The sequence below is a fragment of the Micromonospora citrea genome (assembly GCF_049629545.1).
GTDB classification, from domain to species: domain Bacteria; phylum Actinomycetota; class Actinomycetes; order Mycobacteriales; family Micromonosporaceae; genus Micromonospora; species Micromonospora citrea_A.
In genome coordinates, this window is the sequence record NZ_JBNADX010000024.1 from 86432 (window position 1) to 110070 (window position 23639).

Genomic DNA, 23639 nt, shown 5'->3' on the forward strand with positions numbered 1-23639 from the left:
GACCCGGAAAAGCGGCGATCTCCCGGGTCACGCCGTTACGGTGACTCTATGGCGGGCCGTACCTCTCAGGCGAGCCGGCGACGCGGCGCGTCGCCGCGCGGGACCACGAACAGTCGTGCCCGCCAGCCGGCGAAGAAGGCCGCGAAGGCCGCACCCCGGCGGCGGACCACGGTCCGGCCGACCCCGGCGGCGTACGTCGGGCGGGCGATCGGTGCACTGTGGATGGGGCTGGCGCACGGTGTCGGCTGGGCGGTGCGTGGCGCCGGCCGGCAGGTCGCCTCCGCCGGGGACCTGGACCCGGAGCACCGCCGTGACGGCGGGGGACTGCTGCTGTTCGGTCTGGCCATCCTCAGCGGGGTGGGCATCTGGTTCTCCGGGGCCGGTCCGCTCGGCGCCCGGCTCGCCGACACGGTGCGCCTCTTCCTCGGCGCGATCGCGATCGTGGTGCCGGTGCTGCTGATGATCGGCGCCTGGCGGTTGATGCGCACCCCGCCGGACCCGGAGCACCGTGGCCGTGGCCTGGTCGGCTGGGGCTCGATGCTCGTCGCCACCGCCGCCATGCTGCACATCGGACAGAACCCGGTCGACCCGGTGCAGCGCGACTACGCGGGCGGGCTGATCGGCGCCGGGATCGGCGACCTGCTGGAGGCGGCGGTCACCGCCTGGGTGGCCGTGCCGCTGCTGATCCTGCTGCTCGTCTTCGGCCTGCTGGTGGTCACCGCCACCCCGATCAACAAGATCCCGGAGCGGCTCGGCCTGCTCGCGGGCACGCTGGTCGCGCCGCCGTCCACCGGCGAGACCGAGGTGGTGGTCGAGAAGCCGGCCCGGCGATCGCGCAAGAAGGCCGTGCCGCCGCCGCTGGACCCGGACGACCTGGACGACGATCCCGAGGCGGTGGACCTCCAGGAGACCCTGGTGCTGCCCCGCAAGGCACCGGCGAAGGTGCCCGCCAGTCGCAAGCCGGTCGAGCCGCCGGAGCACTCGCCGCCGCCGACGCGGGCTGAGCAGCTCGCGCTCACCGCGATGGACGGGGACTACACCCTCCCGCCGGCCAACATGCTCAGCGGTGGCGCCGCGCCCAAGACGCGCAGCCGGGCCAACGACGAGGTGATCGCCGCGCTGACCGGCGTCTTCGACCAGTTCGGGGTGGACGCCGAGGTCACCGGCTTCACCCGGGGCCCGACCGTCACCCGGTACGAGGTCGAGCTCGGCCCGGGCGTCAAGGTCGAGCGGATCACCCAGCTCTCCCGCAACATCGCGTACGCGGTGAAGTCGCCGGACGTGCGCATCCTCAGCCCGATCCCGGGCAAGAGCGCGGTCGGCGTGGAGATCCCCAACACCGACCCGGAGAACGTGGCGCTCGGCGACGTGCTGCGCTCGCGGGCCGCCACCAGCGACCACCACCCGATGGTGGTGGCGCTCGGCAAGGACATCGAGGGCGGCTTCGTGGTGGCCAACCTCGCGAAGATGCCGCACATCCTGATCGCCGGCGCGACCGGCGCGGGCAAGTCGTCCTGCCTGAACTCGCTGCTGGTGTCGATCCTGACCCGGGCCACCCCGGACGAGGTGCGGCTGCTGCTGATCGACCCGAAGCGGGTCGAGATGACCGGCTACGAGGGGATCCCGCACCTGGTCACGCCGATCGTGACCAACGCGAAGAAGGCCGCCGACTCGCTGGAGTGGGTCGTGCGCGAGATGGACATGCGCTACGACGACCTCGCCGCCAACGGGGTCCGGCACATCGACGACTTCAACCGCAAGGTGCGCAACGGCGAGATCAAGGCCCCGCCGGGCAGCGAGCGGGAGATGCGCCCGTACCCGTACCTGCTGGTGATCGTGGACGAGCTGGCCGACCTGATGATGGTGGCCCCCCGCGACGTGGAGGACTCCGTCGTCCGGATCACCCAGCTGGCCCGGGCCGCCGGCATCCACCTGGTGCTGGCCACCCAACGTCCCTCGGTCGACGTGGTCACCGGCCTGATCAAGGCGAACGTGCCGTCCCGGCTCGCCTTCGCCACCTCGTCGCTGGCCGACTCGCGGGTCATCCTCGACCAGCCGGGCGCGGAGAAGCTGCTCGGCCGGGGCGACGGACTCTTCCTGCCGATGGGCGCGTCGAAGCCGATCCGGATCCAGGGCGCGTGGGTGACCGAGCGCGAGATCGCCGACGTGGTCAAGTTCTGCAAGGACCAGCGGGAGCCGGAGTTCCGCCCCGACGTGCTGGCCCCCGCGCAGGACAGCAAGAAGAAGATCGACGAGGACATCGGCGACGACCTGGACCTGCTGGTGCAGGCGGTGGAGCTGGTGGTCACCTCGCAGTTCGGCTCGACCTCGATGCTCCAGCGCAAGCTGCGGGTCGGCTTCGCCAAGGCGGGCCGGCTGATGGACCTGATGGAGACCCGGGGTGTGGTCGGCCCCTCCGAGGGCTCCAAGGCCCGGGACGTGCTGGTCAAGCCGGACGAGTTGGAGGAGGTCCTGGTCGGCCTGCGCGGCGACGAGGGCTGAACCCGCCGCCCCTGCCGGTCGTGGTGCGGACGCGACGAGGCCCGCCGGACTCCGGCGGGCCTCGTGCGGCGGTGGGTACGGGACGTCAGTTGAGCAGGGCGGCGACGAGGGCCATCCCGATGATCGCGCCGACGACGCTGGCGGCGGCCGCGTACCAGCCGAGCGGCTTGTCGCCCAGCACCGCGCCGACGATGCCGAGCACCAGGCCGGCGATGCCGAAGAGCAGCGGCGCCACGAAGATCGCGACGACGGCGAAGACGAAGGCCAGGATCGTGCAGATCCGGGCGGCGTTGCTGCGCGGGCGGGCGGTCGCGTGCATGTCGGCCATGACGTCCTCCGTGATGAGAGCCTTCAGTCCTGTGGTCGGCCCGTGACTACCCACTCCGACCGCGAAGTACGCATCCGGGCAGATTGGGCGCAGCCACCGGCCCGCGCCGCTGCGTCCGGACGCCGCACGCCCGGGACCCCCGTCAGTCGCCACCACACCCGGCTCGCCCCGCTCCGCAACCGGCTCAGGATCCAGCGGCTCCGGCGGTGCTCCCGGCAGCGGCTGCGGCGGGAGTGGGATGTCCTGCCGGACGCTACGGACCTGATGGCACAGATGGATCAGGCGGCCGAGCCGTCACCGTCCGCCGCCTGCTCCGGCTGCCGGTCGCATGCTCCGCCTGCTTCGGCCGTCGGCCGCGTCACGGCGTGGTTCGGTGCCTGGCGGTGCCGAGTTACGGCGGTGCGGTGCCCGACGGTGGCCGAGTCGCCGGGTCCGCCGACCGGTAGGGGGCCGACCACCAGGGGCGGCCTGCGCCCGCCGAGGGGGAGCGGCCCGGGTCAGTGGAAGAGCTTCAACCCGACCACGCCGGCGACCACCAACAGCAGGCAGAGGAGCCGGGGCAGGCTGGCCGACTCGCCCAGCGCCACCATCCCGACCAGGGCGGTGCCGACCGCGCCGATGCCGACCCAGACCGCGTAGCCGGTGCCGACGGGGATCTCGCGCAGCGCGTACGCCAGGCCGGCCATGCTCGCCACCAGCGTCACCACGAAGACGATCGAGGGGAGCGGGCGGCTGAAGCCGGCACTGCGGTCGAGGGAGACCGCCCACGCGGTCTCCAGCAGTCCGGAGAGCACCAGCACGATCCAGGCCACGGCGATCACCTCGTCGCAAACGGGCCCCGGGCCACGAGGGAGCCGGGACGAGTCGGGTTCACGGGGCGTCTTGTCCTGACCGGGTACGCCCACCACTCGTCCGGGATGGCCGCAGCCACCGGAACCGACGCTACACCGGCGGGACGGCGCCGGGGGTGATCCCGCCCACCAACGGTTGAGTTCACGTCAACTTCAGGTTGCATCCTGAACCGCATGACGATGCTTGTCTCCGACCGGGAGGTCGCCGCCACGCTCGACGCCGCCACCACCGTGGCGGCGATGCGGGACGCCCTGCTGGCCGCCCACGCCGGCCGGCTCGTCGCCCCGCCCCGGGCGTCCGCCCCGCTGGGCGGCGGGCGGATGGTGCTCACCGCCGGCCACCTCACCGGCGAGTGGTACGGCTTCCGCTCGTACGACACCTTCGGGCTGCCGGAGTCCGCGCAGCTGGTGGTGCTGCACGATGCCCGTACCGGCGCGGTGCGGGCGGTGTCGGTCGGCGAGGAGCTGGGCTCCCGGCGTACCGGCGGGCTGGGCGGGGTCGCCGTCGACGCCCTCGCCCGCCCCGACGCGGCCACCCTCGGTGTGGTCGGCTCCGGCCGGCAGGCGTGGACGCAGGTCTGGGCCACCGCGGCGGTACGCCCGCTGCGCGAGGTGACCGTGCACAGCCGCTCGGCGGCCCGCCGAGCCGCGTTCGCCGCCCGGGTCCGCGCCGAGCTGGGCGTGCCGGCGCGCGCGGTCGACACCGCCCGGCAGGCCGTCGCCGACCGGGACGTCGTGGTGCTCGCCACCACCAGCGTCACGCCGGTGATCGACGCCGCCGACCTCGCCCCGGGCACCCACGTCACCACCGTCGGCTTCAAGCAGACCGACCGGCACGAGTTCGGCACCGACCTGCTCGACGTCGCCGACGGCCTGGTCACCGACTCCCCGGCCCAGGCGGGCGCGTACTCCCCGCCGATGCTGGCCGCCGTCGAGCCGTACACGGGACGGCTGCGCGACCTGGGCGCGGTGCTCGCCGGATCGGTCGCCGGCCGGACCGGCGCGGACCAGATCTCGGTCTTCTGCTCCACCGGCCTGGCCGGGACGGAGGTCTTTCTCCTCGACCGTCTGGTCCTGCTCGGCGCGGCGGCGGTCTGACCGCGAGCCGTCGTGCGCCCGGCCGACGCGGGAGCGGGCGGGGCGATGTGAGCCGGCCGATGCGGGCGGCCCGCCGTTGCCGGGTCCCGCCGGACGGCCCGGTACCCTCGGATGGTGTCTGCCACCTCCCCTTCGCAAGCCGCCGACGGCCGTCGCGTCGCCCTGCTGACCCTGGGCTGCGCCCGTAACGAGGTCGACTCGGAGGAGCTGGCCGCCCGGCTGCACGCCGACGGCTGGCAGGTCACCACCGACGGCGAGGGCGCCGACGTGGTGGTCGTCAACACCTGCGGCTTCGTCGAGAAGGCCAAGCAGGACTCGATCCAGACCCTGCTCGCCGCCGCCGACACCGGCGCCAAGGTGGTCGCCGCCGGCTGCATGGCCGAGCGGTACGGCCGTGAGCTCGCCGACAGCCTGCCGGAGGCGCAGGCCGTGCTGAGCTTCGACGACTACCCGGACATCGCCGCCCGGCTGGACGCGGTCGTCGCCGGTGAGGCGATCGACGCGCACGTCCCGCGCGACCGGCGCGAGCTGCTGCCGCTCACCCCGGTCGAGCGGCGGGAGGCGGCCGTCTCGCTGCCCGGCCACGGCACACCCGTCCGCGGCACCGTGGAGACCGACGAGCACACGCCCGCGCACCTGCGGCCGGTGCTGCGCCGCCGGCTCGACACCGGCCCGGTCGCCTCGCTCAAGCTGGCCAGCGGCTGCGACCGGCGCTGCGCGTTCTGCGCCATCCCCGCCTTCCGCGGCGCCTTCGTCTCGCGTACCCCGGACGAGTTGCTCGCCGAGGCGGAGTGGCTGGCCAGGACCGGCGTACGGGAGCTGGTGCTGGTCAGCGAGAACTCCACCTCGTACGGCAAGGACCTGGGCGACCCGCGCGCCCTGGAGAAGCTGCTGCCGCAGCTCGCCGCGATCGACGGCATCGTCCGGGTGCGGGCCAGCTACCTCCAGCCCGCCGAGACCCGGCCCGGCCTGGTCGAGGCGATCGCCACGACGCCGGGGGTGGCCCCCTACTTCGACCTGTCGTTCCAGCACTCCAGCGAGCCGGTGCTGCGCCGGATGCGCCGCTTCGGCTCCACCGACCGGTTCCTGGAGCTGCTGGCGAGCGCCCGTGCCCTGGCCCCCGAGGCCGGCGCGCGGAGCAACTTCATCGTCGGCTTCCCGGGCGAGACCCGGGCCGACTACGACGAGCTGGTCCGCTTCCTGACCGAGGCGCGGCTCGACGCCATCGGCGTCTTCGACTACAGCGACGAGGACGGCACCGAGGCCGCCGGGCTGACCGGCAAGGTCTCCACCGCCACGATCAAGCGCCGCTACGACAAGCTCGCCGCGCTCGCCGACGAACTCTGCTCGCAGCGGGCCGAGGAGCGGCTCGGCTCCCGTGTCGAGGTGCTCGTCGACTCGGTCGCCGACGGTGTCGTCGAGGGGCGGGCCGCCCACCAGGCCCCCGAGGTCGACGGCTCCACCACGCTGGTCGCCCCCGACGGCGGCGGCGTCGACCTGGCCGCGCTGCGCCCCGGCGACCTGGTCCGGGCCACGGTGACCGCGACCGAGGGCGTCGACCTGGTGGCCGTACCGGATGAGATGATCTCGGCGGCGCCCGGCGCGGAACGGTGACGGCGGGCCCGGAGGGAGCGGGGGAGCCACGTGGTGCGGTGCCAGGTACGCCACGGCGGCCGGAGCGGGGTGCGGCGGTGACCGGGGCGACGGAATCCGCGCCGGTGGTCGCCCGGGTGCCGGTGCTCAACGCGGCGAACGGGTTGACCCTGCTGCGACTGCTGCTGGTGCCGGTCTTCGCCGGGTCGGTGGTCGTCTCGGGGATGAGCCATGCCGGCTGGCGTACGGCCGCCTGCCTGATCTTCGTGGTCGCCTCGGTGACCGACCTGGTCGACGGGTGGATCGCCCGCCGCTTCGGCCTGGTCACCTCGGTCGGCAAGGTGGCCGACCCGATCGCGGACAAGGCGCTCACCGGCGCGGCCCTGCTGCTGCTCTCCTGGTACGACCGGCTGCCCTGGTGGGTGACGGCGGTGATCCTCGCCCGCGAGCTCGGCATCACCGCGCTGCGCTTCTGGGTGATCCGGCACGGGGTGATCGCGGCCAGCCGCGGCGGCAAGGTCAAGACCGCGCTGCAGATCCTGGCGATCACCTGGTACCTGTGGCCGATGCCGGCCGCGCTGGCCGTGGTCGGCCCGTGGATCATGGCCGCCGCCGTGCTCGTCACCGTGGTGACCGGCTTCGACTACGTCGCCCAGGCGCTGCGCCTGCGCCGCCCGACCCGTTGACCCCCGGGCCCGCACGGGTCGGGGCGTCGACCTCCCCGCCGCCGGAATGCGGCGCAGGATGAGTAGGTGACGGGACAGGGGGAAGGGATGGGTGCCATGGCGACGGATGCGAATCACGAGCGCCCCGCGGGGAGCCCGGCGGCGGGTGTGGTGCACCGGCTGCACGAGCGGCGCGAGACCCTGGCCACCGTCGAGTCCCTGACCGGTGGGCTGCTCTCCGCCGCGATCGTGGAGATCGCCGGGGTGAGCGGGATCTACCGGGGCGGCCTGGTCACCTACGCCACCGAGCTGAAGTCGCGGTTGGCCGGCGTACCGGAGGACCTGCTGGCCGAACGCGGGCCGGTCGACCCGGACGTGGCCGTCGCCCTCGCCGAGGGCGGGCGGCGGCGCTGCGGGGCCGACTGGGGGCTGGCCACCACCGGCGTGGCCGGGCCGGAGCCGCAGGACGGCAAGCCCGTCGGGCTGGTCTACGTCGCGGCGGCCGGGCCGACCGGGCCGGTCGTCCGTCGGCTCGACCTCGACGGTGGCCGGGACCACATCCGCGCCGCCGCGGTGATCGAGGCGTTACGGCTGCTCACCGAGCAGATCCAGGATGCCGATGACCCCGCCGGGCCGGCCGCCGAGGACGACGGCGTGCCCACCCCGGCCGGCCGGCGGTGAGCCGCGTGATCGGATTTGACCGTCGGGGTGGGATGTCGCGCGGCCGGTCAACGGGTACGGTTGCGGGAAGGCTCCGGCGCGCGACGTCGGCGTCGGCGCGGGACACCGCGCGCGGCGCGGGCGGGCGCCCGGGCGAGAGGTGTTCCCGTCAGGGGGAGGTGCGATGGTCCTGCTCCGCCGCGTGATCGGCGACGCACTGCGGGCGCGCCGGCAGGGTCAGCACCGCACCCTGCGCGAGGTCTCCACCGCCGCCAACGTCAGCCTCGGCTACCTGTCCGAGATCGAGCGCGGCCAGAAGGAGCCCTCCAGCGAGCTGCTGGCCGCGATCTGTGACGCGCTCGGGGCCCGCCTGTCCGAGTTGCTGCGTGAGGTGAGCGACACCGTCGCCCTCGCCGAGCAGATGCCGGGCGTGCTCGTGCCGGTGCAGGACGAGCCGGCGCCCGTGCCGGCCACCGCCCCGGTGCGCAAGGCCACCAACCGGGGTGTCCGGCAGGTCACCTCCGACGGCAAGGTCGCCGTGCAGGTCCGTCAGGATTCGCCGCTCAAGGCCACCCTGCGCAGCACCCGGGTCCGTCCCTCGGACCGGGACGTGGTCTGCGCCGCCTGACGGCTCCTCGCGTCGCGTGGCCGGGTCCGCCCCTGCCGCGTAGGGTTGATCGTGGGCTGCGTGGCGCTCTCCCGCGGTACGGATGCCCCGCTGGCGCACGGCTGCGACGATGGGGACACGCCGCGCGGCCGGCGGGTCGGCCCCGTCCGGCACGGGCCGAGGCGCAGCGACGCTACTGAGGGGATACCGCGGAGATGGCGAACCCGTTCGTCAAGGGCTGGCACTACCTGATGGCGCTCTTCGGTGCCAAGATCGACGAGCACGCCGATCCGAAGGTGCAGATCCAGCAGGCCGTCGAGGAGGCGCAGCGCCAGCATCAGGCGCTGGTCCAGCAGGCCGCCGCCGTCATCGGCAACCAGCGGCAACTGGAGATGAAGCTCTCCCGGCAGATGTCCGAGGTCGAACGCCTCCAGGCCAACGCCCGCCAGGCGCTCGTCCTCGCCGACCAGGCCCGGGCCCGGGGCGACGAGGCCGAGGCCGGCCGCTACGAGCAGTCCGCCCAGGTGCTCGCCACCCAGCTGGTCTCCGCCGAGCAGGCCACCGAGGACCTGAAGACGCTGCACGACCAGGCGCTCGGCGCCGCCGCCCAGGCCCGGCGCGCGGTGGAGAACAACTCGATGATCCTCCAGCAGAAGCTCGCCGAGCGCACCAAGCTGCTCAGCCAGCTGGAGCAGGCCAAGATGCAGGAGAGCGTGGCCCGTTCGCTGGAGTCGATGTCGGCGATCACCGCCCCCGGCAACGTGCCCACCCTGGACGAGGTGCGCGACCGCATCGAGCGGCGCTACGCCACCGCGATGGGCCGGGCCGAACTGGCCGGCAACTCCGTCGAGGGGCGGATGCTGGAGATCCAGAAGTCGACGCTGGACGCGGCCGGGTCCTCCCGGCTGGAGCAGATCCGCTCCAGCATGGCCGGTGAGCAGCTCGCCGGCCAGCAGGAACGCCCGAGTGTGCAGCAGCAGGCGCAGCCGGCCGAGCCGGCGGCCGACCCGGCCGCCGCCGCCCGGCTCGACGAGATCCGGGCCAGCATGAGCCGCGAACGCGGCACGGGCGACACCAGCGCCGCCGGCTGAGCGGCGCCTCACGAGGAGGTTGCGGTGGCGGACGAGCGAACGCGACACTTCCGTCGGCTGCGCCGGCTGCGGCGGTCCGCCCGACGGTGGAGCGTCCTGGCCGGTGGGCTCGGCGGCGCGGCCGCCGTGCTGACCCCGTACGCCGGGATCGGGCTGCCCGACGCGGCCTGGGCGGCCGGCGCGGGCGGCGCGGTGGCGCTGGCCGCCTGGCGCTGGGTCGACCTGCGGGCCCTCGCGGCTCGCCCCGCCCCGCCCGCCCTCGACCCGGCCGAGGCCGCCGCCCGCTCCCGGGCCCGGCTCGTCGCCGCCGTCGAGCGGCTCCCCGTCGGTCCCGGCGTGCTCGCCGAGGCCCGACGGATGCGCTCCCGGCTCACGCTGCGCGGCACCGCCGCCGCGGCCCCGTGGGCCCGGCTGGACCGGGCCGCGCTGACCCTCGCCGGCATGGCGCCCCGGCTCACCGGGCTGGCCGAGCCGGCGGTGCTGGAGGCCGCCGCGGCCGACCGTTCCCTACGGGACCTCGCCGGGCGGGTGGCGAGTGTGGAACGCGCCCTGAGGGTCGCCCCGCCGGAGGCCCGACCCCGGCTGGCCGAGGCGCAGCGTGCCCTGGTCGGGCAGTTGGAGAGCGGGGTGGCCGCGTACGAGGCGCTGGTGGCGGCCGCGGCCGGTTACGTCGCCGAGGACGCCCGGCCGAGCACCGAGCACCCGGCCGCCTCCCGGCTGACCGAGGCGACCGACCTGCTGCACGGGGTGGCCTCGGCCCTGGCCGAGCTGCGTGCCGCCGGCGACCCGATGCGCGCCCCCACCCGCTGATCGCCCGAAGTCACGGCGGGGTGGTGACCGACACCGGGCCGGTCCAGGGGGAGCCGCCCACCACGTTGAACGAGCGGATCCGGTAGTGGTACGTCACGCCCCGGGCCAGCCCGGTGTTGGTGAAGCCCCGGCCGGTGACGGTGAAGGTGGCGACCTGCCGGGTGAAGGCCGGGTCGACGGCCCGCTGCACGGTGAAGCCCGCCCCCGGCCCGTTCGGGGTGTTCGACGTCCAGTTCAGCACCACCGTGGCGGTGTCCGGCGCCGGGACGGTCACGGTGGCGACGACCCGGGTCGGGGTCCCGGGCACGGGTGGGGTGGTCACCGTCGCCACCGTCGACCAGGGTGACGCCGCGCCCAGGTACGTCGTGCGCACCCGGTAGTAGTACGTGGTGTCCGGGGCGACCGCCGCGTCGAGGTGGTTCTCCGCCACCCCGATCGCCGTGGTGCCCGGGCCGCTGGTGAAGGTCGGGTTGGTGGCCCGCTGCACGTCGATCCCGGTGGCGAAGGAGCGGTTGGTCCAGCGCAGCGCGATCCGCAGCGGCGCGGCCGGCGGCACCGCCGCGGACACCCCGCTCGGCGCGGCCAGCCCGACCGACGCGGGGACGCTGTTCGACCAGGCCGAGCAGCTCGCCGCGTTCTCGGCGCGGATCCGGTAGTGGTACGTGACGCCGGGGGTGACCGTGGCGTCGGTGTACCGGGTGGCGGTGGCGGCCACGGTCAACGTGGTGAGCCCCTGGGTGAAGGTCGCGTCGGTGGCGCGTTGCAGCAGATGGCTGGTCGCCGGCGGGCGGCTGCCGTTGCCGGTCCAGGCCAGCGCGATCGCCGGTAGCGCGGTCGCCGAGCCGAGCGCCGGCGTGGCGGTCAACCCGGTCGGCGCCTTGGGGGAGACCCGCAGCACCAGCGGTCGGCTCATGCCCAGGTCGCGCAGGCCGGCGGCGGCGCTGGACCAGCGGTACTCCCAGCCCAGGTTGACCAGTTGGTTGACCACGGTGGCGGGACGCCCGTCCAGCGGGCTGACCGGGGTGGAGCCGACCCGCGCCCCGGCCGGTCGGGTGGGGTCGAGCAGCCGGAGGCTGTCGCCGATCTTGAACGGCAGCGGGGGCACCACCGGCCGCAGCGCCACCACCACGTCCTCGCCCGGGTTCACCCGGACGGTCTCCTTCCAGCCCAGCTCGCCGGGGCCGGGCCGGCGGACCGTGCCGTCCCGGCCGACCCGGTTGACGACCTGCACGTCGCAGCCACCGACGTGTACGGCGTGGGTCTGCCGGCCGCCGCCGCCGATCCGCCAGAGCTGGGTGCCGTCGGTCGTCGGGCCGGCCGCGACGGCCGGGTCGGCGGCGGCGACGACCTCGGTCGCCGGGTCGGCCGGGCCGAGCGGCAGTGCCGTCGCGCCGAGCGGGCCGGCGTACGGGTGGACGACGCCGAGCCGGCCGGCCTGCCGTCCGTGACCCGGCTCGAAGACCTGCCCGACGGTCTTCACCTCGATCGGCAGGGTCACCGGGGTGGTCGCCCCGGCCGGGGTGAAGCTGACCGTGACGGCGTGCGCCGGCACCACGGTCCGCCGGGCGGTACGGGTGCCGAAGGCGGCGTCGTACTCGGGCTGCGGCACGATCGGCGGCCGCTGGCTGGCCGCGTACGCCCCGGGCAGGCGGGCGGTGAGCCGGTCCAGGTCGTACGGGGCGGCCGGGACGCCGGCCACCCGGAACTGGAGCAGGGTACGGGTGTTCGGGCCGTACCCGGGCCGGGTGCCGGGGGAGCCGCCCTCCGCCGTGCGGTCCGGAGCGTCGCTGTGCTGGTCGTAGCGGGGGTCGAAGCAGGGCAGCGGGGCCGGGGCGTCGTTGTAGAGGATCAGGGTGCCGCCCGGCGGGACGGTGGAGAAGTCGACCACCACGTCGGCCCGTTCGCCGGGGGCGAGCAGCAGCGCGTGGCCGTCCACGTTGAGCACCGTCGGGTCGCGGCGGTCGTACCGGTAGCCGACCGGGCGGTTCGGCACCACCACCGGTACGGGCAGCAGTCCGCACTCGTTGCCGATCTGGATCATGCGGGGGCCGGCGGCCCGGGGGTCGGGCACGCCGCCCTCTCGGCCGTCGACGGGCCAGTCCGCCGGCCGTCCTGGGGCGCGCACCGCCTCCACGATCGGCACCTCGCCGGCCCCGGCGTCGGCCAGGACGCCGTCGGGACGCCACATGGGACCGTCCGAGCGGGCCCGGTAGAGGGCGAGGTTGAGGCTGCGGTCGGCGCAGGCGTTGAGGATCCGGAACCGGTACGCCTTCGGCGCCACCGTCAGGTACGGGTACGCGACGCCGTTGACCAGCGGGGTGTCCCCGTACGCCTCGGGCACTGCGCCCGGGTGCGGCACCCCTGGCGCCCGCGGCGGCTCCTCCGGCGCGGCGACCGGGTCGTGGTGCGGGTTGGGCACCGGGCCCGTCTCGACCCCGTCGCCACCGTCGCCCACCCACGGGCCGTAGTCCCAGCGGCCGGTCGGGTTGCGTCCCGACTCCCGGTACGGGTCCTGCCGGGGCTGGTAGACGTGCGGGTGCCACAGGTCGCCCCGGGCGCCCCACCGGTCCCGGTCCCAGGTCGGGTCCTGCGCGGCGAGCTGGGCGTCGTCGGGGACGAAGGTCTTGTCCTGGATCACCAGCGGGAGCTGGTCGGCCGGGAGCACTCCGTCGGCCACCAGCCGTTCCTCGGCCGGGTCGGTGAGCAGGTAGAGCGCGAGCTGTCCGGAGTAGACGGTCAGCCGGGACAGGCCGTGGGTGTTGTCGTGCAGCCACATCAGCCGGCCGCTCTGCTCGTTCGGGAAGTGCAGCGTGGTGGCCCCGGCGCCCGGGTGCGGCATGTCCGGCACGTGGACCAGCCCCGGCCCGGTCGGATACGGGGTGATCTCGGCCGCCGGGGTCACCCACTGCCACGGGTTCCCGGCGCTGATCCAGCCGGTCTGCGCCCCGGCCAGGTGCAGCACGGCCCGGTTCTGCGGGTACGGGGCCGGGCCGTCCAGCGGCCCGGTGCCGGCCCCGTCCAGGCTGGCATCGACGGGCAGGAAGAGGTCGCCGGCCCGACCGGTGGGGAGCTGGTTGATGAACTTGATCCGGACCGGCCGGCCCCGCCGGGCGACGATCATCGGTCCCAGGTGGTACGGCCGCTCCGGCGGGGCGACGGTGTTGTGCCCGTCCGGGTCGGTGCCGAGGTTGAGCTGGCGGTAGCCGCGCAGCCGGGTGGTGGGCAGGTCGCGGTGCAGCCGCTGCCGGTACTCGCGCAGCCCGATCTCGTAGTAGTCGCAGCCGGGGTGGGTGATGGTGTCCGGCACCGCGACGGGCAGGTGCGCGCCCAGCCCGTTGCGGCCGGCCGTGCCGGGCAGCGGCAGCGCGTCGACGAACTTGCGGATGCCGGTGCCCGGCACCACCCGCCCGTCGGCGTCGAGGACCGGCAGCGGGCTGTACGCGAAGTTCGGCACCGCGCCGAAGCGGCGCGGCACGGCGGCGGGGTCCAGGCTGGCCGGGGCGCTCTCCTGCTCGGCGGCGCGGGCGGCGGGCACGGTCGGTGTGTGCGGCGCGGCGGTCCGGGCGGCGCGGCCGGCCCAGCCCGGCCGGAACATGCGGAACAGGGCCATGGCTCTCCCCGGGATCGGGGCGGGCACGTCCGCCACCCCGGCGTGGTGGCCGTACCCGCCGCTGACGGTAGGTGAGCGGTCCACCGCAGCATGCGACGTCGGGGGCGGGGGAGGGAAGTACCTGTTCGTCCGTGTCTCGGCGGTAACTTGCCGATTCGTGGAAGTTCCACGGGCGGGTGACGGTCAGGACCGTTCGGGCTGGCAGCGGGGGCACCAGTAGGTGACCCGCTCGCCCAACTCCTCCTTGCGGATGGCGGTGCCGCAGCGCCGGCAGGGTTGCGCCCGACGGCCGTACACGTAACTGGTCCGGCCCCGGTGCAGCGAGCCGGTGGTGCTCTGCGTCCAGCGGCCCCGGTTGGCGGCGAGCAGCTTCTGCGCCAGGGTCACCGTGCCGGCCAGGTCGGGCACCGCGCCGACCGGCGTCCACGGGGACAGGCCACGCAGGAAGAGCACCTCGCACTTGTAGAGATTGCCCACCCCGGCCAGGTTGCGCTGGTCGAGCAGGGCCTCGCCGATGGTGGCGTCCGGATGCGCGGCGAGCCGGCGGACCGCCTCGACCGGGTCCCAGTCGTCGCCGAGCAGGTCCGGGCCCAGGTGCCCGACCAGCGTCTCCTCCTGCGCCGTGGGCAGCAGGGCCAGCTCGTGCAGGTGGTAGCCGACGGCGACCGCGCCGGTGCCGCGCAGCACCACCCGGATGAGGTGCGCGGGCCGCGCGGACCACCGCTCACCCGGGGCGTACGCCCGCCAGGCGCCGTCCATCCGCAGGTGCGAGTGCAGCGTCCAGTGCGCGGCCCCCGGGTGGTCCGTCGGCGCGGCCAGCCGCAGCAGCAGGTGCTTGCCCCGGCTGGCGGACTCGCGGACCGTCCAGCCGGTCAGGTCGGTGGTGGCGAGCTGCGGCACCCGGAAGTCGCTGCCGGTGAGCCGGGTGCCGGCCAGCGCGCGGTGCAGGACGCGGGCGGTGTTCCAGACGGTGTCGCCTTCGGGCACCCCGCCATTCTCCCTCGGCCGAGCGGAATTCGCATGTGTCGCTATTTGTACCTCTCTTCCCCTGGAAGAGGTGACAAACGCACTATCAGTGAGTTCTGAGGAGAATGACATGACCCGTTCCCGTCGTACCCGATCGGTCGTCCTCGCCGGCTTCCTGGGCACCGCCCTCGTCGTCAGCCTCGCCCCCGCCACCGTGTCCGCCGCGCCGCGCACCGTTCCCACCGTCCGGCCCGCCACCACCGCGCCCGCCCCGGCCGCCGAACGCTGGCCCGTCGACCTCGCCGTCACCGGCGACGACGTCAACGTCCGCTGGCGCGACGGCCGGCTCCGGCTCGCCGACAGCCGCCCCTCCGGCCGCACCCGCGCCGCCGCCGGTGGCCCGATCGCCGAGGGGACGCTGCTCACCGCGGCGCGCACGCTCACCCGCCCGGCGACCCGGGTGCGCGCCGCGCTCACCGCCGAGGTGGCCCGGGGCGGCACGGCGCAGGTCCAGGTGCGCGGCTGGCGGGCCGCCGGCTGGACCGAGTGGCGCGACGCCGCCGCCGGCGCGGTCTTCGACCGGCCGGTGACCCGGGTCCAGGCCCGCGTGCTGCTCACCGCCCGCGACGCACGGGCCACCACCGGGGTACGCGCGCTCGCGCTGACCGCCGACCGCCCCGGCGTCCGCCTCGCGCCGCTGGCGACCGCCCCGCTCACCTACCGGGTCTACGCCACCCGGATCGGCCTGGTCGGCGAGCAGACCGCCAACGGCCGGATCGTGCAGCCCCGGGACCACTTCGTGGCGCTGCCCAGCCGGCGCGGGCTCGCCCCGCTCAACTCCGGCGACTACACCGTACGGGTCTGCACCACCAACGGTGGCCGCTGCGAGTACGCCCCGGTGTGGGACGTCGGGCCGTGGAACACCCGCGACGACTACTGGAACCCCAGCTCGGTACGGGAGAACTGGAAGGACCTGCCGCAGGGGCGTCCCGAGGCCCAGGCCGCCTACCAGTACGGCTACAACGGCGGTCGGGACCAGTTCGGTCGGGTCGTGCTCAACCCGGCCGGTGTCGACCTGGCCGACGGCACGTTCTGGGACGGATTGCGGCTGACCGACAACGCCTGGGTCGACGTGACGTACCTGTGGACGGCCGGCGGCCTGCGGGGCGTGGTCGGGTCCGGCCCGCTCAACGTCCGCACCGGCGCCGGCACCGGCTACGCCGTGCGCGGGCTCGCCGCCACGTACGCCCACGTGCCGATCCAGTGCTACGTGATCGGGCAGACCGTCAGCGGGCCGTACCGGACCACCAGCCGCTGGAACCGGCTCGCCGCCGGCCAGTACGTCAGCCACGCCTACATCTCCGCCGTCTACGGCGGCACCGTCCCGCCCTGCTGACCGCCTCCGCCTCCACCCCCTCCCGCCTCGCGCTGTTGATCATGAAGTTGCCGGCGACGTGGATCTCATCGCTGCGGCCAACTTCATGGTCAACGGGTGGGGGTGGCCGGGCAGGGGGCGGTCAGGGGCGCTCGTCGGGGCGGGGCGGGCGGACCATGTCCTGGTAGCGGGGGTGGCTCGCGCCGTACACGGCGAAGTTCAGCCGGGCGTGGGTGAGGCTCAGGTCTCCGTTGGGGCCGCCGCGCACCTCGTCGGCGTCGGCGTCACCCTGGCCGTCGTCGGTCCAGAAGCAGACCGGGCAGGTGCCGCCACCGGTCCGGGACGCGCAGCAGGGACAGGCGACGGGAACCCAGAGCTCACCCACCGGAGCAGCATTCCACATCGGATCATGTGGCGGCAGGGGCCGCGGCGGCCGTCCGCATACCGGTCGTGGTCGCCCGTGCGCTGCCCTCAGCCGTCCGTGCCGGTCACCCGGACGAGGTCGCCCGGGGCGACGCCGAGCAGGTCCGCCGCGCGCCCGCCGTTCACCGCCACCGCCAGCAGGCCCGCGGAGTCCACGAGCACCACCAGCGTGCCGTCGGGCGCGTCTCCGAACGTGCGCCCCCGTACCGCGGGGTGGCCCGCGACGCGCGGCCGGGCGGGCAGCGCGTCGTACAGGTCGGCGCCGGCGGCGAGCTGCACGTTGCCGAAGTGGTCGACGGTGAGCACCTCGGCCACGAACCCGCCGGGCTCGGCGCGGACGACCGGCTCCGGCAGGCGTACCAGGGTCGCCGGGTCGACGGCCGGCCCCGCCTCGGCCGGCGGCGCGCCCAGGGCGAGCCGGGCGGCCACCGGGGCGAAGACGTCCCGGCCGTGGAAGGTGCGCGACACCCGCGGGGCCAGCCAGGCCGGGTCGGCCAGCTCCACCGACGCGGTCACCCCACCCAGCGCGGTGGCGGCCGGCAGCAGCAGGCCGTTGTCCGGCCCGACCAGCAACCCGCCCGGGGTGACTAGGGCGACACCGCGCCGTGCCGTGCCCACACCGGGATCGACCACGCCGACGTGCACCCCGTACGGCAGGGACGGCACGGTCTGGGCGAGCACCGCCGCGCCCCGGCGGACGTCGGCCGGCGGCACCAGGTGGGTCACGTCGATCACCCGTACCGCCGGGGCGAGCCGGGCGATCACCCCGTGACAGGCGGCCACGAAACCGTCGGCGAGACCGTAGTCGGTGGTCAGCGAGATCCAGGCGGTCGGGGTCATGCCCCGAGGCTAGCCGGATCAGCCGTCGCGCTTTCCGGTGAACGGCGTCGGCCCGACCGGACGGTGACGGGCCGCCCCGCCGGTGCGGCAGACTGCCGGGGTGACGAAACGCCCTCGTGTCCTGCCGATCGCCGCGACGCTTCTCATCGCCCTCGGGCTCTCCGCCTGCAGCGACGACCCCGAACCCGGTGACCCCTCGTGGGCCGACGGCTCCCCGAAGCCCGCCGCCACCGCCGAGGCCGCCCCGCCCGAGGCGCCGCAGGAGGCCCCGCCGAGCGCGCCCCGGACCCCGTCGGAGAGCCCGTCGACCCCGCCCTTCACCATGCCGACGAAGGCCTCCGGCACCCCCGGCGCCCGCAAGGTGGTCGACGCCTTCTCCGCCGCCGGCCTGAAGGTGACGAACCTGCGCAACCGGACGGTCGACTGTGGACCCGACGGGGCCGGCATCGGCTGCGCGGAGCTGCTGGTCACCGACGCCGTCAAGGTGTACGTCTTCCCCACCGAGGCCAACGCCACCAACCAGACCGACGTCTGGGGCGTCGACGCGTACCGCAAGGGCGCGGTGGTGCTCAGCTACCTCGGCACGAAGACGGGCGAGGCGGAGCGGAAGCGCTACAACGACGTCCTCGCCAAACTCGGCTGAGCGCTGCCGCACCGAGCCGGGACGTGGCCCGACGGCGTGCTCCGTGAGCGGCCAGCCGATCGGCCGCCGCCTGCCCGTGTCCGGCGGCCTGCCCGCGCCCGGCGGGTCAGCGGCCCACAAGCGGGTCAGCCGCGTAGCCGCAGCCCGCGCGGGGTGGCCCGGAAGCCGGCGGCGGTGAGCGCGTCACGCAGCGGCGACGCCTGCACCGCCTCGCCGTCGGCCCGTTCCACCGACATCGCCCCGAGCGCCCCGGAGTGCACCGCGTCGGCCAGCGCCTTGCCGGCGGCGGCGAGCGTGTCGGTGTCGTCGGTGAAGGAGAGGATGGTCCGCCCGCCCCGCTCCACGTAGAGCACCAGGTCACCGCCGACCAGCACCACCAGCGCGCCGGCCTTGCGCCCGGCCCGGTGCCCGGTCGCCGGCGCGGCCCCGTCGCCGGAGTCGACCACCCGCTCCGGCCAGGGCAGCGCCGCCCCGTACGGGTTGGCCGGGTCGGTCGCGGCGAGCACCAGGGTCGGGCCGCCCCGCCCCCGTGCCCCGTCCGCGGGGTCGGCGAGCGCGCGGATCCGGTCCACCGCCCCGGGGACCGCGAACTGGGCCGCGCCCAGCCCTTCGACGAAGTAGCCCCGCCGGGCCGCACCCCGCTCCTCCAGCGCGGAGAGCACCGGGTAGACCGCGGCGAACCCGCCGACCACCTGCTCCGCCAGCACCGCGCCCCGGGTCACCACGCCGTGCCGTTCCAGCAGCAGGTCGGCCAGGGCGGCGGCCCGGCTGGTCGCGTCGAGGTCACGGTCGGGCAGCCGGGACCACCGGCCGGCGACCGTGGGCGGGCCGGTGCGGCTGGGCAGCGCGACCCGGCCGGGACGGCGGTAGCGGGTGCGCGGGGCGGACGGTCGGGACCGGTGCGCCCCGCCCGCGCCGAGCACCGCCCGCAGCGGGGCGAGCGTGTCGTTGGTGAGGTGACCGGCCCAGACCAGGTCCCACACGACGGCGGTCAGCGCGGCGTCGTCGGTGGCGCCCACCCGGTCGGACAGCGAACGGAAGAACAGCGCCTGCCCGTCGGCGAGCGCGTCGAGCACCGACTCGTGCAGCGGGGTGAGGCTCAACGCCTCGTCCGGCGGGGGCAGCAGCAGCGGCGCGGCATCCGCGTACGCCAGGGTGACCCAGCCGTCCCCGCCGGAGATCGCCCCGGAGCCGGCCCAGACCACCTCGCCGCTGGCGCAGAGCTCGTCGAGCTGGGCGGGGGAGTAGTCGGCGACCCGGGCGGGCAGGACGAGGCGTTCCAGCGCGGACGCCGGCACCGCCGCCCCCTGCAACTGCTCGACGGCGGCGGCGAGCGCCTCCACGCCCCGGGCCGAGGAGCCGACCTGCTGCCAGCGGGGCAGGAACGCCGCCAGGGCCCGCGGCGGGACCGGCTCGATCTCCCGGCGCAGCGCGGCCAGGGAGCGCCGACGCAGCAGCCGCAGCACCTCGGCGTCGCACCACTGGGTGCCCACGGTGTCCGGGGCGAACTCGCCGGAGACGACCCGCCCGGTGGCGGCGAGCCGGCGCAGCGCCTGCTCCACCACGAAGACGCCGAGGCCGAAGCGGGCGGCGCAGGTCGTCGCGGCGAACGGGCCGTGGGTGCGGGCGTACCGGGCGACCAGGTCGCCGAGCGGGTCGGCCACCGGCGCCAGGTACGCCTCGGCGACCCCGACCGGCAGCGCCACCCCGAGCGCGTCCCGCAGCCGGGCGGCGTCCTCGATGCCGACCCAGCGGTCCTCGCCGGCGATGCGGACCCGCAGCGCCCGCCGGGCCGCCGCCAGCTCGGTCAGCCAGCCGACCGGCACGCCCCGCTCGGCCAGCTCCGCCTCGGAGAGGTCGCCGACCACCCGGAGCAGCTCGACCACGTCCTCGGCGTCGCGGGGGCGGCGCTGCTCGGTGCGCCAGCGCAGCTGCCGTTCGGTCTCGGTGAGCACCGCCGGGTCGAGCAGCTCGCGCAGGTCCACCCGGCCGAGCAGCTCGCCGAGCAGGGCCGAGTCCAGCGCCAGGGCGGCGGCCCGCCGCTCCGCGAGGGGGGCGTCACCCTCGTAGAGGAACGCGCCGACGTACCCGAAGAGCAGCGAGCGGGCGAACGGCGAGGGCCGGTCGGTCTCCACCTCGACCAGGCGCACCTTGCGGGCGGCGAGGTCGCGCATCAGGGCGGCCAGGGCCGGCTGGTCGAAGACGTCCTGCAGGCACTCCCGGGCGGCCTCCAGGGTGACCGGGAAGTCGGCGTACTCGCGGGCGACGTCGAGCAGCTGGGCGGCGCGCTGGCGCTGCTGCCACAGAGGCTGGCGGCGACGCGGATCGCGGCGGGGCAGCAGCAGCGACCGGGCCGCGCACTCGCGGAACCGGGACGCGAACAGCGCGGAGGTGCCGACCGACTCCTCGACGAGCTGGGCGATCTCGTCCGGTTCGAAGACCACCACGTCCGCGCCGGGCGGGGTGTCGGCGGTGTCGGGCAGGCGGACCACGATCCCGTCGTCGGCGGGCATGACCTGCGCGTCCACCCCGTACCGCTCGGCGAGCCGGCGGCCGATGGCCAGCGCCCACGGCCCGTTGACCCGGGCGCCGAGGACGCTGTGCACGGCGAGCCGCCAGTCGCCCAGCTCGTCGCGGAACCGTTCCACCACCACGGTGCGGTCGTCGGGCAGGGACCGGGTGGCGGCCCGCTGCTCCCGCAGGTACGCCATCAGGTTGCCGGCCGCCCAGTCGTCGAGCCCGCCGGCGCGCAGCGCGGCGACCGCCTCGTCGTCGCCCTGGCGCAACAGCGCGCGGACCCGGGCGCCGATGGCCCGGCCCAGCTCGACCGGGCGGCCGAGCTGGTCGCCCTTCCAGAACGGCATCCGGGCGGCCTGGCCGGGGGCGGGGGAGACCAGCACCCGGTCGGGGGTGATCTCCTCGATCCGCCAGGAGGAGGAGCCGAGCAGGAAGACGTCGCCGCCGCGGGACTCGTAGACCATCTCCTCGTCCAGCTCGCCGACCCGGGCGGCGCGTTCCGCGCCGGCCAGGAAGACCCCGAAGAGCCCCCGGTCGGGGATGGTGCCGCCGCTGGTGACGGCGAGGCGCTGGGCGCCGGGTCGGCCGGTGAGCACGTCGGCGGCGCGGTCCCAGACCAGCCGGGGCCGCAGTTCGGCGAAGGCGGTCGACGGGTAGCGCCCGGAGAGCATGTCGAGCACGGCGTGCAGGGCCGAGTCGGGCAGCTCGGCGAAGGGCGCCGCCCGGCGGACCAGCACCGCGAGGTCGCCGACCCGCCACGGCTCCAGCGCCACCATCGCGACGACCTGCTGCGCCAGCACGTCGAGCGGGTTGCGGGGGTAGTGCAGCTCCTCGATGGCGCCGGTGGCCATCCGCTCGGCGACGACCGTGCAGGAGAGCAGGTCGCCCCGGTGCTTGGGAAAGACCACGCCCCGGGACACCGCGCCGACCTGGTGCCCGGCCCGGCCGACGCGTTGCAGGCCGGCGGCGACGCTGGGCGGCGCCTCGATCTGCACCACCAGGTCGACCGCGCCCATGTCGATGCCGAGCTCCAGGCTGGAGGTGGCGACCACGGCGGGCAGCTGGCCGGACTTGAGCGCCTCCTCGATGTGCTTGCGCTCCTCCCGGGAGACGCTGCCGTGGTGCGCCCGGGCGATCACCGGGGTGGCGCCGGCCGCCGCGCCGGACTGCGCCAGCACCTCGGCCGGCGGCCGGTTGACCCGTACCGGCCCGACCGGTCCACCCCACGCGCCCGCCCCGCCGGCCGGTCCCCCCGTCCCACCGGCCGCCGGGTGCCCCACCGCCGCGCCCGTGTCCCCGGCCGCTCGACCGGCCGCCGCGTCCGTGCCACCGTCCATCCTGCCGGCCGGGGAGTCTCCGGTGCCGTCCGCCGGGCGGTCGGGCACGTCGCCGGCCGCGCCGTCCGCCGGGCCGTCGTCGCCGGCCGCCGGCTCCCCGCCCGACGTCGATCCCTCGGATACGCCCACCGGCCGGCCGCCCCGGGCGGTGAGCCCGGTCGAGGGCAGGCCGTCGGGCCCGCCCACGGCGGCGGCCAGCTCCTCGGCGGCCAGCTCGTTGAGGCGGGCGCAGAGCCGCTCGGCGCTGCGCCGCGAGTTGGTGAAGACGATGGTCGACCGGTGCGCCCGGATCAGCGCGAAGACCCGCTCCTCGACGGCCGGCCAGATCGAGGCGCGGCGCGGGCCGGGGCCGCCCAGGTCGTCCTCGGGGGGCTCCTGCTCGTCGAGGCGGGTCATGTCCTCCACCGGGACCTGGACGCTCACCTCGATGGTCTTGGGGGTGGCCGGCTGCACCACGTCGACCGGGCGGGCCCCGCCGAGGAACCGGGCGCAGGCGTCGATCGGCCGGACCGTGGCGGAGAGCCCGATCCGCTGCGCGGGCCGCTCCAGCAGCTCGTCGAGGCGTTCCAGGGAAAGCGCCAGGTGGGCGCCGCGTTTGGTGCCGGCAACCGCGTGCACCTCGTCGACGATCACCGTCTCGACGCCGCGCAGGGAGTCGCGGGCGGCGGAGGTGAGCAGCAGGAACAGCGACTCGGGGGTGGTGATGAGGATGTCCGGCGGGGTGCGGGCGAAGGCGCGGCGCTCGTCGGCGGGGGTGTCGCCGGTGCGCATGCCGACGGTGATCTCCGGCGGTGCGACGCCCAGCCGGGTGGCGGCCTGCCGGATCCCGGCCAGCGGGGCGCGCAGGTTGCGCTCGACGTCCACCGCGAGCGCCTTGAGCGGGCTGACGTAGAGCACCCGGCAGCGTCGCCGCGCCTCGGCCGGCGGCGGCTGCCCGGCCAGTCGGTCCAGTGACCAGAGGAAGGCGGCGAGGGTCTTGCCGGAGCCGGTCGGGGCGACGACCAGCGCGTTGCGCCCGGCGGCCACCGAACGCCAGGCGCCGGTCTGGGCGGCGGTGGGCGCGGCGAAGGCGGCGCGGAACCACTCCCGGGTCGCCGGCCCGAAGTCGTCCAGCACCGCGGGCTCCGCCCCGTCCACCTGCTCGGTCACGACTCCATCCTGCCCCGCCGGTGTGACATCCACTCCGGCCCGGACGCTGTTCTGTCCGGCTGCGGCTCTTACGTCGCGGATCAGGCGCTTGAGGTGTTAAGTCTTACTTAACTGCTTGCTTGCGGCCCGCAACATAAAGTAACTTCACCCGCAACGCAGCGTCGGGTGGAGGGGGCCGGATGACCGTCGAGGAGCACGGCTTCGCGCCCGGCACCGACGTGCTCATCCGCAAGGTCGACAGTCATCTCGCCGCGGTCCGGGGCAGCCTGCGCGGCGCCGAGCTGGAACTCGCCGAACGCCTCGCCGCCTCCCTGCGCGAGTTGGTCGTCTCCACCGCCCAGGCCAGCGCCGCCGACCGGGCTCAGGTGCGCGCCGCCGTGCACTACTTCGTGCTGCGCCGGGAGAGCCGGGGCAACCTGCTCTCGGTGCGCTCCCTCGCCGCCGCCCAGCGGGTGGTCAACAAGGTGGCCCGACAGCTCGGCCGTCCGGACCTGCTGGTCGAGGTCCGACGGGACCGCGAGCCCCCCGTCCCAGCCGGCGACGTAGCCCTACGCTGACCCCACCCCACCCTCCC

18 protein-coding genes and 1 riboswitch are annotated in these 23639 nt (G+C 75.6%); of the genes, 11 read left to right on the top strand and 7 right to left on the bottom strand.

Annotation, left to right across the window (positions count from 1 at the left end; translation table 11 throughout):
• Positions 1-48: 48 nt before the first annotated feature.
• A complete protein-coding gene (locus ACPFP2_RS23280) occupies positions 49-2502 on the top strand; it encodes a DNA translocase FtsK (RefSeq protein ID WP_424091380.1) in 2454 nt (817 codons plus the stop codon).
• 85 nt (positions 2503-2587) lie between these two features.
• Here the strand turns inward: ACPFP2_RS23280 and ACPFP2_RS23285 are convergent, their stop codons facing one another.
• Complete coding sequence (locus tag ACPFP2_RS23285) at positions 2588-2830, bottom strand: hypothetical protein (protein ID WP_091295577.1); 243 nt, start codon at positions 2828-2830, stop codon at positions 2588-2590.
• Between the two features lie 497 nt (positions 2831-3327).
• Positions 3328-3642, bottom strand: a complete 315-nt coding sequence (locus tag ACPFP2_RS23290) for a DMT family transporter (protein WP_424091382.1) — start codon at positions 3640-3642, stop codon at positions 3328-3330.
• 59 nt (positions 3643-3701) lie between these two features.
• Positions 3702-3764: riboswitch (guanidine-III (ykkC-III) riboswitch) on the bottom strand.
• 91 nt (positions 3765-3855) lie between these two features.
• On the opposite strand from ACPFP2_RS23290, the gene ACPFP2_RS23295 reads away from it, so the two are divergent.
• The 7 genes from ACPFP2_RS23295 (at position 3856) to pspM (ending at position 10205) form a co-directional block, all read left to right on the top strand.
• Positions 3856-4779 (top strand): ornithine cyclodeaminase family protein, encoded by a 924-nt coding sequence (locus tag ACPFP2_RS23295; protein ID WP_424091384.1) that lies wholly within the window; start codon positions 3856-3858, stop codon positions 4777-4779.
• A gap of 111 nt (positions 4780-4890) precedes the next feature.
• The gene (gene rimO / locus ACPFP2_RS23300; RefSeq protein ID WP_424091386.1) at positions 4891-6393 is read left to right on the top strand and encodes a 30S ribosomal protein S12 methylthiotransferase RimO; all 1503 of its coding nucleotides are present in this window, start codon (positions 4891-4893) and stop codon (positions 6391-6393) included.
• Positions 6394-6470: 77 nt separating this feature from the next.
• Positions 6471-7058 (top strand): CDP-diacylglycerol--glycerol-3-phosphate 3-phosphatidyltransferase, encoded by a 588-nt coding sequence (pgsA, locus tag ACPFP2_RS23305; protein WP_424091388.1) that lies wholly within the window; start codon positions 6471-6473, stop codon positions 7056-7058.
• 96 nt (positions 7059-7154) lie between these two features.
• Entirely contained in the window at positions 7155-7718 is a 564-nt protein-coding gene (locus tag ACPFP2_RS23310) for a CinA family protein (RefSeq protein ID WP_424091390.1), read from the top strand.
• 163 nt (positions 7719-7881) lie between these two features.
• Positions 7882-8325, top strand: coding sequence for a helix-turn-helix domain-containing protein (locus ACPFP2_RS23315; protein ID WP_424091392.1), 444 nt, complete (start codon positions 7882-7884; stop codon positions 8323-8325).
• A gap of 194 nt (positions 8326-8519) precedes the next feature.
• Positions 8520-9395, top strand: coding sequence for a PspA/IM30 family protein (locus ACPFP2_RS23320; protein ID WP_424091394.1), 876 nt, complete (start codon positions 8520-8522; stop codon positions 9393-9395).
• A 24-nt stretch (positions 9396-9419) separates the two neighbouring features.
• Entirely contained in the window at positions 9420-10205 is a 786-nt protein-coding gene (gene pspM, locus ACPFP2_RS23325) for a phage shock envelope stress response protein PspM (protein ID WP_424091396.1), read from the top strand.
• A 10-nt stretch (positions 10206-10215) separates the two neighbouring features.
• Here the strand turns inward: pspM and ACPFP2_RS23330 are convergent, their stop codons facing one another.
• A complete protein-coding gene (locus ACPFP2_RS23330) occupies positions 10216-13815 on the bottom strand; it encodes a hypothetical protein (protein ID WP_424091418.1) in 3600 nt (1199 codons plus the stop codon).
• Between the two features lie 183 nt (positions 13816-13998).
• Positions 13999-14802, bottom strand: a complete 804-nt coding sequence (locus ACPFP2_RS23335; RefSeq protein ID WP_424091398.1) for a zinc finger domain-containing protein — start codon at positions 14800-14802, stop codon at positions 13999-14001.
• A 109-nt stretch (positions 14803-14911) separates the two neighbouring features.
• Here ACPFP2_RS23335 and ACPFP2_RS23340 point away from each other — a divergent pair, with 109 nt between their 5' ends.
• Complete coding sequence (locus tag ACPFP2_RS23340) at positions 14912-16177, top strand: hypothetical protein (RefSeq protein WP_424091399.1); 1266 nt, start codon at positions 14912-14914, stop codon at positions 16175-16177.
• Between the two features lie 121 nt (positions 16178-16298).
• Here ACPFP2_RS23340 and ACPFP2_RS23345 read toward each other — a convergent pair whose 3' ends face one another.
• A complete protein-coding gene (locus tag ACPFP2_RS23345) occupies positions 16299-16541 on the bottom strand; it encodes a CPCC family cysteine-rich protein (protein WP_424091401.1) in 243 nt (80 codons plus the stop codon).
• Between the two features lie 86 nt (positions 16542-16627).
• On the bottom strand, positions 16628-17419 hold the full coding sequence (locus ACPFP2_RS23350; protein WP_424091403.1) for an SAM hydrolase/SAM-dependent halogenase family protein: 792 nt from the start codon (positions 17417-17419) through the stop codon (positions 16628-16630).
• Positions 17420-17519: 100 nt separating this feature from the next.
• Between ACPFP2_RS23350 and ACPFP2_RS23355 the strand changes: the two genes are divergently transcribed.
• Positions 17520-18062, top strand: a complete 543-nt coding sequence (locus tag ACPFP2_RS23355) for a hypothetical protein (RefSeq protein ID WP_424091405.1) — start codon at positions 17520-17522, stop codon at positions 18060-18062.
• A 125-nt stretch (positions 18063-18187) separates the two neighbouring features.
• Here the strand turns inward: ACPFP2_RS23355 and ACPFP2_RS23360 are convergent, their stop codons facing one another.
• On the bottom strand, positions 18188-23065 hold the full coding sequence (locus ACPFP2_RS23360; RefSeq protein ID WP_424091406.1) for an Lhr family helicase: 4878 nt from the start codon (positions 23063-23065) through the stop codon (positions 18188-18190).
• A gap of 179 nt (positions 23066-23244) precedes the next feature.
• Between ACPFP2_RS23360 and ACPFP2_RS23365 the strand changes: the two genes are divergently transcribed.
• On the top strand, positions 23245-23622 hold the full coding sequence (locus ACPFP2_RS23365) for a hypothetical protein (RefSeq protein ID WP_424091408.1): 378 nt from the start codon (positions 23245-23247) through the stop codon (positions 23620-23622).
• Positions 23623-23639: the final 17 nt, after the last annotated feature.

What these genes read in the sequence shown, in the direction of transcription:
- ACPFP2_RS23280 (WP_424091380.1), top strand. Translation starts at nt 49, where the DNA reads ATGGCGGGCCGTACCTCTCAGGCGAGCCGGCGACGCGGCGCGTCGCCG.
- ACPFP2_RS23285 (WP_091295577.1), bottom strand. Translation starts at nt 2,830, where the DNA reads ATGGCCGACATGCACGCGACCGCCCGCCCGCGCAGCAACGCCGCCCGG.
- ACPFP2_RS23295 (WP_424091384.1), top strand. Translation starts at nt 3,856, where the DNA reads ATGACGATGCTTGTCTCCGACCGGGAGGTCGCCGCCACGCTCGACGCC.
- rimO (WP_424091386.1), top strand. Translation starts at nt 4,891, where the DNA reads ATGGTGTCTGCCACCTCCCCTTCGCAAGCCGCCGACGGCCGTCGCGTC.
- ACPFP2_RS23310 (WP_424091390.1), top strand. Translation starts at nt 7,155, where the DNA reads ATGGCGACGGATGCGAATCACGAGCGCCCCGCGGGGAGCCCGGCGGCG.
- ACPFP2_RS23315 (WP_424091392.1), top strand. Translation starts at nt 7,882, where the DNA reads ATGGTCCTGCTCCGCCGCGTGATCGGCGACGCACTGCGGGCGCGCCGG.
- ACPFP2_RS23320 (WP_424091394.1), top strand. Translation starts at nt 8,520, where the DNA reads ATGGCGAACCCGTTCGTCAAGGGCTGGCACTACCTGATGGCGCTCTTC.
- ACPFP2_RS23330 (WP_424091418.1), bottom strand. Translation starts at nt 13,815, where the DNA reads ATGGCCCTGTTCCGCATGTTCCGGCCGGGCTGGGCCGGCCGCGCCGCC.
- ACPFP2_RS23340 (WP_424091399.1), top strand. Translation starts at nt 14,912, where the DNA reads ATGACCCGTTCCCGTCGTACCCGATCGGTCGTCCTCGCCGGCTTCCTG.
- ACPFP2_RS23350 (WP_424091403.1), bottom strand. Translation starts at nt 17,419, where the DNA reads ATGACCCCGACCGCCTGGATCTCGCTGACCACCGACTACGGTCTCGCC.
- ACPFP2_RS23365 (WP_424091408.1), top strand. Translation starts at nt 23,245, where the DNA reads ATGACCGTCGAGGAGCACGGCTTCGCGCCCGGCACCGACGTGCTCATC.